Below are 12,442 nucleotides of genomic sequence, written 5' to 3' on the forward strand. Positions count from 1 at the left end.
TCGATGAAAAAAGAGAAATTACAAAGAATAAAAAAGCTTGTGGAAGAAACATATAGTACCTTTCTCCACAAGCTGAGCTTGGGATATCCCAAGCTTTTTGTTTTTGAATGTATTGCTTCCTAATCTAATCCAAGCTCCTGTTAACTCAACAAAATCACTTACTCTTTTTATGCAATTCAAATGACTCTTCAAAATCATCCCATTTAACATTTACTTGTACCACTTCATCTTCATTTACTTTTGCTCCGTTTTCCGAACGTCCCCTAGACTTAAATGTAACTTCTGTAGGTGGTTTATCAAACTCCCTTGTACTACCTCCACCTCCAGCAGATGTTTCATAAGAGTAATTAAGAGTTTTTATTGAAGAAATCTCTTTGAAAGACCCTTTGTATGTTAATACAAATTCCTCGCCATTTTCATTAGAGTAGGTGATTTTACCACCTTTATCTCCCCATTTTTCTATTCCGCTAAAAGAATATTTAGCTCTCCAATATTCACCTTCACCATTAAATTTATAATTATAGTGGTTTTCTTCACTCGAACAAGCCGTCAAGACTATAATTATGAATAATATGGTGAGTATTTTTTTCAATTTAACCGCCCCCTAAATATTTAATTTAAGTCCTTTGTGACTTCTTTAATGGAGTATCCCGCCCCGGTAGTTTAAGAATTAAATTTTCATAATCTTTAAGTGTATTTTACCATATAATGTTATAAATCCTTGATTTTCCTCCAAAACTCACTGACAATCACATAGCAATTTACAAGTAAAATAGCACCCTTTTTCTCACAACGGCGGCAATAGCCATTGTCAAGTTGTTATTATGGGTGCTATTTGTTATGCAGTAAAAACAGTTCTGCTGGTTACTGTGCTAAAAGGTGTGACAACTTATATGCTATTTACCATGTTTCTCCACAGAGACTGAACTACTTACATTTCAGGGTGATGCTTTTTTTGCTGTTAACCCTAAGGGACCTTCTCAACCTATCCTGCTTCCTTCCAGTTATTCCTTCTTATCTTGTTTTTGCCAGTAACCGGATGTATGATGAGAAAGGAACATTACAAGAATTGGAGACTGTAAGATGAGAATAAGAGATTGGGATCGTAATTTAAAGGTCCGCCTTTTTGGAGAAGCAGCGATGAATATTACATTCTGGATGTTCTTTCCTTTTTTAATCATTTATTTTGCGGAGGCATTCGGAAAAGAAAAAGCTGGTTTTTTACTGGTCCTGTCACAGTTATTTTCAGTAGCCGCCAACTTAATGGGCGGATATTGCGCTGATCGGTTTGGACGAAAAAGAATGATGGTGCTGTCTGCATTTGGCCAAGGTGCCGCTTTTCTAATTTTTTCTCTGGCTGTATCGCCGTGGATGGAGCTCCCTGCTTTAGCATTTATTTGTTTTACAATTGTCGGTGTTTTCGGAGCTTTTTACTGGCCGGCCAGCCAGGCAATGGTGGCTGATGTGGTGGATGAAAAAAACAGAAGCAGTGTGTTTGCCGTTTTTTATACTTCCATTAATATCGCAGTCGTCATCGGACCGATTCTTGGCGCGCTTTTTTATGTGAATTACCGGTTTCAGCTGCTGGTGGCAGCAGGGCTGGTCTGTATTCTCCTGTCCATCCTGCTATCCAGAATGACGAGGGAAACAGCCCCTGACTCAGCCAGGCAAAACATCGGCACAAATGGACGATGGTATGGTGTGATAGTGAAACAAGTGAGAGATTACGGAATTATCTTTAAGGACCGGACGTTTCTGCTGTTTATTGTCGCAGGCATTCTATCCGCCCAGACCTTTATGCAGCTTGATATGCTGATACCCGTTTATACAAAAGACATTGTAGATAATCAAACATTGTTTCATATGGGATCCTGGCATCTCTCCGTCAGCGGTGAACAGGCATTCGGGCTTCTGCTTGCCGAAAACGGCCTTCTTGTTGCTCTGTTTACAATTGCAGTGACAAAATGGATGGGGAGTTTTCGGGAGAGCAGAGTGTTTATCCTCTCTTCCGTGTTTTATGCAGCAGCAATTACCTTGTTCGGCCAGGTAAGCTTTATGTGGGGACTGATCTTCGCTATGGCTGTGTTCACTTTTGCAGAGCTGATGACGGCCGGAATACAGCAGAATTTTATTTCTAAAATTGCTCCGGAGCACATGAGAGGACAGTATTTTGCAGCGGCAAGCTTAAGATATACAATCGGGAAGACCATTGCACCGATTGCCATTCCATTTTCCGTATGGTTCGGCTATCAATGGACCTTTTTCATTCTCGGCCTGCTGGCATTGCTGAGTGCCCTTCTGTATTTCACCATGTTCAGCCAATATAAAAAGAGCGAAACACTTCCTGCGGAAGCCTCTTAAAACCCAAAAAAGGTTCAAATCATCAGGGATGATTTGAACCTTTTTTAATTCTTATTTTCTAATCCAGACTGCTCCAGCAGAATTATCTTTTGCTTCGCCGATGACCTCAAACTTCAAGCCGTAATTCGGAAGAAGTTTTCCTGCATCAGGAATCAATGCATCAATATATTTTTGGGAATCATCAAACACTCTGTTCCCAGGCAGGCTTAGGAAATCGTAAGCACCGCGGCTAGGAGAAAATACGCTGAATGCCTGTGTTTTATCAAGAGAGAATGCAGCGTCAGCGACTTGATAACGAGTCGACTGATTAACAGACGGCTTGCCGTTCAGCGTACCTACTACAGCTTTTGGATGGGCATCTACTACTCCAATGAATCCTTCACCCGGATGAACGCCTACCCAGTTGTCTGTAAAGCTGTCATCTCCATACCATACAAGCATTCCGGTATTGTACACAGCACCTCTTGAATATTGAAGAGCTTTGTCGGAACCTGCATAGTTTCTCCACTCAATATAGTAGTAATGATCTCTTAAGAATGTACCGTCAGACACGATAAATCCATTAAGGGCAAACTTTGGAGTTCCTTCGGCATCATCCGAAAAGACTGCTTGTCCGTCTACTTTCAGCTGTGCATTGTCAAGCGCAAAACCTTCAAGCGCAAGACCTCCGTCTGTCACGTATTCGAATACAAGCTTAACTTTTTTGCCTTTAAACTGACTCAGATCATACGACTTGTCGACCCATTGTCCGTTAGTCGTTTCTGCTCCGTTGAGCGTATCTTCGTCCCCGATTGTATCAATTGTTACTGACTTGCCGTCTTCCGTTACCGCGTGAACATACAAGTAGTCATAGTCATACTCTACATCGTAAAGCGCCTTAAAGCTGAATTCAGCAGAGGAAGCTTTTGTTAAATCAAACAAAGGCGTGCTCATTTCTGTGTGAAGATTATCACCCTTTGTGCTGTAATAGTATTTCTTTCCGAATGCAGGCTGAATGCCTTTTACTGTTTTCTGTGGAAGATTTACTTTTACAATGCCTGGGTTGTTGCTCTTTGTTACACTTTGGTCAACAAAAGAAGCTATACCTTTTTTATCAACTTCCTTGTAGTCGATATTCTGGATCTTAGCCCAGTTTCCGCCCATTAAGGTTTGGAAGTACTCTTTATTTTGAGGTGAAAAGCTTGTTGGTGCAGTACCTGCTACTTTTCCATTCCAGCTGCCGCCGCTCATGATAGACCATGAAGCAACAGGCTCTCCTTGACCTGTGTACTGTGTATCATACTCATCAGGAAGGCCGAGATCATGTCCAAATTCATGGGCGAATACGCCAACTGCCCCGTCTTCAGGCTGAATGGTATAATCATAGGCTGCCATTTTTCCGCCCCAGTAATCTACTTTTGCAGCAGTATTGGCTACCGGATATACTCCATCAAGAACCCAGCGGTGCGACCAGATAGCATCATCTCCAAGACGTCCCCCTCCAGCTTCCTGGCCCGTTCCTGCATGAATGATCATTAAGTGGTCAACAAGTCCGTCAGGTTCATTTTGATTTCCGTCTCCATCCAAATCATACAAATCAAATTGATCGAATTCTGAAAGATCCATCCCTGAAGCTACCGCAGCATTTAAAGCATCTTTGACAAGATCACGCGGCCCTTTTGGCGCAAGGTTGTCATGTCCGCCTCTAGGATCATCGTCACCGTACTCTTTCGCTGTTCCAGGAACTGTAAGCCATTCTGAAACAGTTCCGTCAACAGTGTAGCTTCCGCCTGACTGTTCTTCATAATACTGCTTAAAAGTTTGGACTTTTTCGCCATTAAACAGCTGAAATTCCTTGTTGCCGAACATTAATTTTTCATAATGTTCACGATTGAAATCCTTTGCGTACATGTAGCCCTCTTCCTGGTCTACATTATTATGCTTGAAATCGGAGAACTCTGTAAGCAGTACCAGCACTTTATCAGTTCTGACAGCGCCTTTGTAGGCTGCCTGCTTGGCAGGGTCTACTTTTACGGCTCCATCAGGCTTGCCTTTTTTAAAGTTGACATGCCCCTTGTTAAGCTGCTTTCGAAGCTTTTCTTTTTGCTTTTTGAGGAAATCCTTGGACTTTTTGTCCATTTCATCCTTATGTTTATGATCGTGGTCATGATCATGCTTTTTCCCTTTATGAACTGCTCCATCTTTTTTCTTAATATATTCTTTAACAGTCTTGCCGGCCTGCTCAGGAGTTGCATTTTTAGAAATAACGCCTCTCTCTTTCAGCACCTTTTCAAGCCTGTCTTCCGGAACTGTGTGCCAGTCAATCGGGGCCGATTCTATCACTGGGCCTGCCGGTGAAGGTGCTGCCTGTGCTGAAGGAAGAAATGATCCTGCGAGCAAACCTGATACCACCAGCGTTCCCGCTGTCAGTTTAATTGCTTTTTGCCATGCTTTGTTCTTTTTTGAGATAGATCTTTTTAACTTTCTCAACTCTGCTAACCTCCCAGGTTAAAAATGTCCTAGTCATCCCTTTTAGGAAAATACTAGTTTAATTTCTTGAAATTATAAATAATTTCTAAAAAATGACTATAAAACTATTATATTTAGGAACTCGAAACAGTAAATAGTTCAAAAATTCTATTTATTTGAATAATCAAATGATAAATGTTTCCTATTTCTTTTCTCCTGCTCCTATGCTTTTCAGTAGAAAAAGTAGAGGATTTTCTTTAAGATCAAACTATAAACAGGGAGGGATTTACTTGAGAGATTTAAACGCTTGGTTTGATAAAGGAATGTCCAAATATCAATATCTTTCTTCTATGAAAGTCAATCAGAATCATATGTTGAGCATTTATAACTCGTTCTCGCTGCCGGAGGAGGATGCTGCAGTCTTACATGCTCTTCAGGAGAAAAAACTAAGGGCAATCGTGTTAACGGCAGACTGGTGCGGAGACGCTATGGTAAACATACCCATATTTATGAAAATGGCAGATGAAGCCTTTTTGGAAGCTTCCTATTTAATAAGGGATGAAAATTTGGAGCTAATGGACCAGTATTTGACGGGTGGAAGAGCTCGATCTATCCCTATTTTCATCGTAATAGACCCCGAAGGAAAAGAAAGCATGAAATGGGGGCCCCGCGCTGCGAAAGTAGAGGAGCTTGTTTCTGAGTTAAAGAAGGATTTGCCGCAAAAAGATGACCCGGGATACTCAGACGCATTTCATAACTTTATCGGAAAAATGACAAGCATGTACACAACAGACGAAAAAATCTGGAACATCATCAAGGATGACTTCTTACATTCTTTCAAGCAGCTGCAAAGCTGAGATATTTTTGGCGAAGAATTTAAGGAATTCATGTACAGACCACATATGCAGGATGTGGTCTGTTTTTTATGTTTATTGGATTTCTGATGAACTAAGCCGGCCATTGTCATTTAATGTTAAAATAATAAAGACTGTTTTTTACTGAACGAGCAGAAAGCTGAAGACTCAGAAATAGATGGAGGTATCGTTATGTGGATTATATTAGGGGTTATTGCTATAGCAGCAACCATAATAAATCTGCATATGTATGGAGCAGGTAAAGATTATAAGCTTGCGATGGCAATGGGATTATCATTTACAGCACTTACACTTTGTGCAGAATACAGTTTTGTATCGAAGTGGGTAAAAGTAGAAGATTGGGCGGCACTAATGGATGTTGTACCTGGTATGGAAAGAGCGTTATGGTTTTTGACAATTGTTTCTATCTTATTGAATATAACACCTATCCTTTTAGAACTAAAAAGGAAGAAATAAATACTTACTGAAGAATTTCAAAGAATTTTGGGGGAGAATTTATTTCGAGGAGTTACAGGCACTCTCTCTTACCCTTCCTTAGCAAAAGCGTTTTTATTATGAGTGTTTAAAAAGGAGAGCAAAAATGACGATTGAATTTATACAACTAACTCAACCAAGCACAGCGATTGTGGAGGTGTTAAATAGATGGGAAAACGATCCAACATTAAAACCTTTGATTCGCCCTCACCAAAATAAATCTGAACTGGAATGTCATAAGAAATTGACTATGGATGAATTATCAAAACAATTGAACACCCATCATATTTATCTTATATATCTTCATGACGAGTTGATAGGGGAAATGAATTATGTTATTGACCCGGTTCATATATATAAAAAAGAAGTTGGGACAGCCTGGATTGGAATTACAATTGGTGAGTCTAAAGGAAGAGGCAAAGGTATTGGTTATTTAGCAATTCAGTTTCTCGAGGAACAAATTAAGAATGAGGGGCTTAACCGTATTGAACTGGGCGTTTTTGAATACAACAAGCAAGCACAGAAGCTCTATCAAAAGCTGGGTTACAAGGAGATCTGTCGGATAGATAATTTTACTTATTGGAATGATAAAATGTGGTCGGATATCAGAATGGAGAAGTATGTATGAACATGAATTTTAAAGAAGTTATAAGAAATTACTATTTAATTGTTTTTGTATAATATCTCATCTGCAATTTCCTCCACACTATTAGAACTGCTTCATCCCTCTAAGACATGATATATTCACATCTCCACTCCTATCTATACCTGCCGCCGAAATCATTGATCATTATAATTTATCATGGAGTGACTGGTACCACCCCTCCCCCTCCTCTGTGAAACAAAGTGTGAAACGATATTTTTCGGGGAGTTACTGGCACCACCCCATTCTCAATTTTCCCAACTCCGTTCAAACAAATTTGCAAACCTGAAGAGATTATATTAGACTCTTAGTTTAGCTCCTCATCACAAGGGGTAATATCCGTAGGGTGTGCATATCTGCACAATAGATTCCAATTGTAAACATTTGTTAAGAATTGGTTAATTTTCCTTAAAAATGGATACAGACTCAAAGAATTTCCATATATTTATAGTATATTAAAAAGAAATTCTTCAAAATCTAGCTAAATGAACGCTAAGAACACGGAGAATCCTAATGAATAATAATAAGTTAGTAAGCAGGCTAGTAAAGTATAAGCTGGAGATTGGAATGTCTCTCTGCTTTCTCATGCCTCCGCTTGGTATTTTGATCCTGATTGTCATCGGCTGGGGCAAACTGAACTCAATGGTGAACACAAGGGAGAAGCTTTATGTAAATATCAGTACGTTTTTCTTTCTCACATTAGCCATTTCTGCAGCCGGTGCCGCAATTCTGGAAAGGAACGGTACATATCTTTTAATTCTTGCTATGGTACTCGGTTACCTGGGTTTATACCTGCATATAAAGGAAACAGCAAGTCTTTCTTCCATTTCACGCTATCAAAAGGTGATGATTGGGGGAGGAATCTATCTGCTGCTGTCCGGGTCCTTTTTCCAAAACTTTTATGGCAGCAACACCCTGCTTGGCCTGGTGACCGGAACCTACTTTATCGGAGGATCACCGGGTGAAACAGAAGGCCGCTTGTTCGGAAGTGCCTATAACCCTAATTTTACAGCGTTTCTTCTTTTGCTTGTCCTTACATTTCTCATCGCAAGGCTGCTGAAAAATTGGAGAGCTCAAGGAAATATTCTGCTGACTTTGCTGCTGTCGTTCGTCACCTGTTTCGCCATTTTCCAAACAGGTTCACGTTCAGGAATTGCGACGATGTTCTTGATTCTCCTTCTTTTCTTGTTCAAGGCATCTGTTAAATACGGGACAGTTTCTCTTGCTGTCATATTGCTGGCGAAAGATAGAATAATTGAATATTTTCCAAGAGACGATGATATTTTGAGAGCCAGTCTGATGCGGAAAGACATCTGGGTGCAGGCAGTGAAAATCTGGAGAGAAAATCCTTACTTCGGGACAACTTCCTTAGGATTTGGAGAGGCATATGCCCAGACAGGAAAAGCAGCTGTACCTCATGCACACAATATCTTTCTTGCATTTTTTTCTGAATACGGAACTTTCGGAGGGCTTGCATTTCTTCTGCTGTTTAGCGCCTTACTATACAAGTTTGTATGCCTGCTGTTTTTGAATTCAAAGAAAAAATTGCTGCTGAATTTTTATCTGCTGTCTTTTCCGGTGGTTGTGCTGACCGGCATACTTGACCATCCGCTGGTTTCTCCGCAAACTGCCTTGCTGACAGTGATTCTGCTGGGGTCTTTTGACAGATACACAAGAGCCCTTGGGTTCAGGGAAAGAGCTGCGCTAAATTGGAGAAGAGTTCTCCTTCGGTTACATCTTGTGACCGAAAAGCCAGAGCAATATTCTAAAACGCAGAAAAACAAATACAAATTATAATCTCCGGCCGCTGCCGGAGATTTTTTTAATCCGCAATAACCTGAATCGGCCAAAAATGTGCATGAACTTCCTTTGCAAAGTGAATCTGAAGTCGCTCAGCATTTATGCCGCCGTATGGCTCCGTCAGGGTATCCTTATGTACTGTACACTCAGCAAGCTGAAGCGGCCAGTTTTGGTGAATCATTTCTCCCATCATCAATTTTCCATTCCTCTTCGCGTAAAATATGTATCTCTCTGTAAACCAGAACTGCAGCGTCCCTTCTGCTGCGTAAAATTGTTCTGAAACGGGCTGATAGCTTACTTCAAATTCTGCAGGTGGAGCATGAGGGTGAATTCTCCTCGATTGGAAATGAATCTTCCCCTTTTCAACTTTTGAAGAAATAGAAGCATGTAAATAATTCATGCCAATCAGCCGTCGTGCAGCAAGTACTGCATACAGTCTGTTTGCATCCAAACTAAAAAAATAGACCCCCGGCCTTCCTTTATAAGTCACATACGTTCTGACGTTCAATTCATTTACTCTTGAGAAATATGGGACTGATGGCAGATACCTCGGCCTGATATGATGCATTTCAAACGGAAGCACACCAAGCCAGGCTTCTCCGTCATATCTATCAATTTCCAGTTCCTCAGGCACCAGGCTTCTCAACAAGGAATAATCTACGGGCCAATGCAGAAAAAGGGTGTTTCTCCATGTTTGCTTTAATATCCATTTTTTCATTTACGCCCCTCCCTTTTCTCACATCATACCCATTTTCAGCTACTATTACTATCGACCGCTTTTCCTGGTTAGTTTCTCCCGTTTATTGCTATCGCACCCTTTTTCTTTGACCTTGCCTTTTAATGGGTGTTACCGTAAAAGTATGTCTTACACTTTTATCAAAAGGGAGATGGAAAAAGATGAAGCAAATATTGCTGGCAAAAAGGCCAAAAGGAATGCCCGGACAGGACGATTTTACTTTTCAGGAAACAGAGGTGCCTTCTATTGGAGAAGGTGAAGTGCTTGTAAAGACCCTCTATCTTTCAGTGGACCCGTATATGAGGGGCCGGATGGTGGATGCAAAATCTTATGTTGAACCTTATAAATTAAACGAAGTCATTTCAGGCGGGGTAGTAGGCGAAGTAGCTGAATCTCAATTTTCAGGCTTGGAAAAAGGTGATATCGTTGTCGGTATGCTGGGCTGGCAGGAGTATTCGGCAGTTCAGGGAAAGCATGTCCGTAAAATTGACCCTGAAGTGGCACCTGTTACAACATCCCTTGGTGTTCTGGGCATGCCCGGCTTAACGGCATATTTTGGTTTGCTGGATATTGGCGAGCCAAAAGAAGGGGAAACAGTCGTTGTATCCGGTGCGGCTGGAGCGGTAGGTTCCATTGTTGGACAGATTGCTAAAATAAAAGGTGCCAGAGTTGTTGGAATTGCAGGCTCTGATGAAAAAATCTCATACTTAAAAGAAGAATTGGGCTTTGACGCTGCTATCAATTACAAAACGTCAGACAATCTGAAAAAAGAACTTGCTGAAGTTTGTCCGGACGGAGTTGACGTATACTTTGAAAATGTGGGCGGAGAAATTTCAGATGCAGTCTTCTATCATTTAAACAAGTTTGCCCGCGTTCCTGTGTGCGGTGCTATTTCTGCCTATAACAAAGAAGAAAGAGACATCGGCCCCCGCATACAGACAACCCTTATTAAATCCAGTGCCTTGATGAAGGGCTTTGTTGTCGGCGACTATTCCAGCCGTTTCGGTGAAGCCTCCAAAGAATTAGGAAAATGGGTCAGAGAAGGCAAGCTGAAATATGAAGAAACCATTCAAGAAGGGTTCGAAAACATTCCGGATGCTTTCCTGGGACTATTTAAAGGAGAAAACATCGGCAAGCAGCTGGTGAAAGTAGCGGAGCCGGAAGGAAAATAACATCATATGCAAACTGCCCTGGCTCAAAAATTATCTTTTTCTGCGGGGCAGTTTAAAGAGGATCGTTATGACTTACTACTAGTTATTTAAATGATACAAAAAGGAAATAAGGATATGAAATTTTTCTACTTTTAAACAATATCGATCTAGGAACGGTGCCGGTAAGGATTCCGTTTCTTGAAGATAAGGAACCTAGGTAAGTGATAACATAGTTTATCTACAAATGGTCAAAAAAGGAGGGAAAGGATTTGTATGAAGATTACAGTCGCCAAGCTTTGCCATCCAGAAAATATAGGGAGTTATTAGGGAGTGCAATTTGTGTATTTAACTCAAATAATGCGTTCATAATTGAAAATATACTAGCTTATGATGAACCGGGTGAATATAATTGGCACCAGTTAATAGATAAAACATCTGGAGAATTATTAAAACCGGTAAAAGATACCATTACAAAAGAATCAAATACCACTATTGCTAAGAAATTTAGTGAGATTATTGAAATAAGAAATAGAATCCTGCATAGCTTCCAAGTGACTGCTCCTAGTGGAAGTCGTTTCTCTGACGATGTAGATAATCAAATATTAGCTACTAAATACAAAAATGGAAGACAAGACTATATAACACAAGAATTTTTGTATGATTTTATTAAGAAGAATGGCGAATTGAATGAAGAGATTTATAAGCTTTAAGAACATTAAAATAAAAGTCTGCGTGATGCAAGGATTATAGAACAAAAAGAACACGCTGACATTTTGGCGTGTTCTCTCGCATTTATGCGTGCATTCTTTATTATACCGATGCTATAAAAAAAGCGTTTTTCTATCATTTAGTTTCTATCTCACAAAGGAGATATAATTCCCTGATTATGTTTCCTAACCATAAAGTTAATTTCACGGTCACGTTCTAACACCTCAAACAATTCGTTTTACGGTTGACAGAGATATTTTCCAAGTATTAGAAGAGTATGTAAAACAACTTTGACACCCTGATAGCCTTTTTATAATAATGGTGGTTATACGATGGAAAATAATATAAAAAAGTTTAGAGAAAAGAACAGTATTTCGCAAGGGAAATTAGCCGAATTATGCAGCGTGAGCAGACAAACGATTAATGCTATTGAAAACAATAAATATGACCCAAGTTTACAGTTAGCCTTTAATATTGCAAGGGTTTTAAATGTAACGATGGAAGCTCTATTTATAAGTATAAGGGATGGGGGAAAAAGGAATGAATAGTTCGAAAAGAACAATAGGTTTTATAGCATTTGTCGCATTTATTGTTGTTTCAGGATTTGCCTTATACAAGTGGGTAAGATTTGGAACTATAGATGGAGGTTCTATATTTTTCAGTTTTCTCTTATTATCTTATTTTTTTAATGCAATTACCTGGGAACACCCTGAAGGAGAGGGAGAAAAAGACGAATTAGATAGGCACATTCAAGCGCAAAGTTCCAGAATTGGGTATTTTGTTTTAATGATTTTATCAGGTCTCATTTTGATTGTATCCGAAGGTGTTTCCAATTTGAATGACATTAATAATTTTCCTTTACTCATCGTGGTTGGCCTAACCTTTGTTACGTTACCGGTTACCGCATTTATATATTCAAAGAAGTATAAGTGATATTAAGTCGCCTCCCCGCCCTAACCAAAAAAAAATAGGCGTAGAAATTCCGATTAAGTTCAAATTGTGTCGTTTTTTAGACAAAATAAGGGAATGAATTCCGCTTAAGCTGCTAAAAATCAACCATTTTAAAGTTTTTTTGGGTCATAGACGGAATTACTCCACTATCATTGCATATGTATCCACAGGCCAAAAGATCAATTTAATTACCCTCTATTAATTGAAATTATAGGGGAATTTTTTATGGACGAATGCAAAAAAATCTCCTAAACTAGAAGCTAAACCCACGTTATCCGTGACTTCTAATAAAGGA

General features: G+C 39.8%; 12 protein-coding genes. 9 read left to right on the plus strand and 3 right to left on the minus strand.

The window, feature by feature from the left end:
• Nucleotides 1-154 precede the first annotated feature (154 nt).
• Nucleotides 155-592, minus strand: a complete 438-nt coding sequence (locus GJU40_RS19645) for a membrane lipoprotein lipid attachment site-containing protein (RefSeq protein ID WP_154309750.1) — start codon at nt 590-592, stop codon at nt 155-157.
• A 491-nt stretch (nt 593-1,083) separates the two neighbouring features.
• Between GJU40_RS19645 and GJU40_RS19650 the strand changes: the two genes are divergently transcribed.
• Entirely contained in the window at nt 1,084-2,361 is a 1,278-nt protein-coding gene (locus GJU40_RS19650; protein WP_154309751.1) for an MDR family MFS transporter, read from the plus strand.
• A gap of 51 nt (nt 2,362-2,412) precedes the next feature.
• Here the strand turns inward: GJU40_RS19650 and GJU40_RS19655 are convergent, their stop codons facing one another.
• Nucleotides 2,413-4,809 (minus strand): immune inhibitor A domain-containing protein, encoded by a 2,397-nt coding sequence (locus tag GJU40_RS19655; RefSeq protein WP_425481243.1) that lies wholly within the window; start codon nt 4,807-4,809, stop codon nt 2,413-2,415.
• A 290-nt stretch (nt 4,810-5,099) separates the two neighbouring features.
• Here GJU40_RS19655 and GJU40_RS19660 point away from each other — a divergent pair, with 290 nt between their 5' ends.
• The 4 genes from GJU40_RS19660 (at nt 5,100) to GJU40_RS19675 (ending at nt 8,598) form a co-directional block, all read left to right on the plus strand.
• On the plus strand, nt 5,100-5,666 hold the full coding sequence (locus tag GJU40_RS19660) for a thioredoxin family protein (protein WP_154309752.1): 567 nt from the start codon (nt 5,100-5,102) through the stop codon (nt 5,664-5,666).
• A gap of 189 nt (nt 5,667-5,855) precedes the next feature.
• Complete coding sequence (locus GJU40_RS19665) at nt 5,856-6,140, plus strand: hypothetical protein (protein WP_154309753.1); 285 nt, start codon at nt 5,856-5,858, stop codon at nt 6,138-6,140.
• Between the two features lie 124 nt (nt 6,141-6,264).
• Nucleotides 6,265-6,786, plus strand: coding sequence for a GNAT family N-acetyltransferase (locus GJU40_RS19670; RefSeq protein WP_154309754.1), 522 nt, complete (start codon nt 6,265-6,267; stop codon nt 6,784-6,786).
• 528 nt (nt 6,787-7,314) lie between these two features.
• Nucleotides 7,315-8,598, plus strand: a complete 1,284-nt coding sequence (locus GJU40_RS19675) for an O-antigen ligase family protein (RefSeq protein WP_154309755.1) — start codon at nt 7,315-7,317, stop codon at nt 8,596-8,598.
• Nucleotides 8,599-8,623: 25 nt separating this feature from the next.
• On the opposite strand, the gene GJU40_RS19680 is transcribed toward GJU40_RS19675, so the two are convergent.
• The gene (locus GJU40_RS19680) at nt 8,624-9,319 is read right to left on the minus strand and encodes a YqjF family protein (RefSeq protein WP_154309756.1); all 696 of its coding nucleotides are present in this window, start codon (nt 9,317-9,319) and stop codon (nt 8,624-8,626) included.
• A gap of 179 nt (nt 9,320-9,498) precedes the next feature.
• Here GJU40_RS19680 and GJU40_RS19685 point away from each other — a divergent pair, with 179 nt between their 5' ends.
• The 4 genes from GJU40_RS19685 to GJU40_RS19700 all read left to right on the plus strand — a co-directional run bounded on the left by GJU40_RS19685 (nt 9,499) and on the right by GJU40_RS19700 (nt 12,129).
• Nucleotides 9,499-10,509, plus strand: a complete 1,011-nt coding sequence (locus GJU40_RS19685) for an NADP-dependent oxidoreductase (protein WP_154309757.1) — start codon at nt 9,499-9,501, stop codon at nt 10,507-10,509.
• 248 nt (nt 10,510-10,757) lie between these two features.
• Complete coding sequence (locus tag GJU40_RS19690; RefSeq protein WP_154309758.1) at nt 10,758-11,198, plus strand: selenium binding protein; 441 nt, start codon at nt 10,758-10,760, stop codon at nt 11,196-11,198.
• Nucleotides 11,199-11,528: 330 nt separating this feature from the next.
• Complete coding sequence (locus tag GJU40_RS19695; RefSeq protein WP_154309759.1) at nt 11,529-11,744, plus strand: helix-turn-helix transcriptional regulator; 216 nt, start codon at nt 11,529-11,531, stop codon at nt 11,742-11,744.
• Entirely contained in the window at nt 11,737-12,129 is a 393-nt protein-coding gene (locus GJU40_RS19700) for a DUF2178 domain-containing protein (protein ID WP_154309760.1), read from the plus strand. Before GJU40_RS19695 ends, GJU40_RS19700 begins: the two co-directional genes overlap by 8 nt.
• The last annotated feature ends 313 nt before the right edge of the window (nt 12,130-12,442 follow it).

Source organism: Metabacillus lacus, assembly GCF_009674805.1.
GTDB lineage: Bacteria > Bacillota > Bacilli > Bacillales > Bacillaceae > Metabacillus_C > Metabacillus_C lacus.

What these genes read in the sequence shown, in the direction of transcription:
- GJU40_RS19650 (WP_154309751.1), top strand. Translation starts at nt 1,084, where the DNA reads ATGAGAATAAGAGATTGGGATCGTAATTTAAAGGTCCGCCTTTTTGGA.
- GJU40_RS19665 (WP_154309753.1), top strand. Translation starts at nt 5,856, where the DNA reads ATGTGGATTATATTAGGGGTTATTGCTATAGCAGCAACCATAATAAAT.
- GJU40_RS19670 (WP_154309754.1), top strand. Translation starts at nt 6,265, where the DNA reads ATGACGATTGAATTTATACAACTAACTCAACCAAGCACAGCGATTGTG.
- GJU40_RS19675 (WP_154309755.1), top strand. Translation starts at nt 7,315, where the DNA reads ATGAATAATAATAAGTTAGTAAGCAGGCTAGTAAAGTATAAGCTGGAG.
- GJU40_RS19680 (WP_154309756.1), bottom strand. Translation starts at nt 9,319, where the DNA reads ATGAAAAAATGGATATTAAAGCAAACATGGAGAAACACCCTTTTTCTG.
- GJU40_RS19685 (WP_154309757.1), top strand. Translation starts at nt 9,499, where the DNA reads ATGAAGCAAATATTGCTGGCAAAAAGGCCAAAAGGAATGCCCGGACAG.
- GJU40_RS19695 (WP_154309759.1), top strand. Translation starts at nt 11,529, where the DNA reads ATGGAAAATAATATAAAAAAGTTTAGAGAAAAGAACAGTATTTCGCAA.
- GJU40_RS19700 (WP_154309760.1), top strand. Translation starts at nt 11,737, where the DNA reads ATGAATAGTTCGAAAAGAACAATAGGTTTTATAGCATTTGTCGCATTT.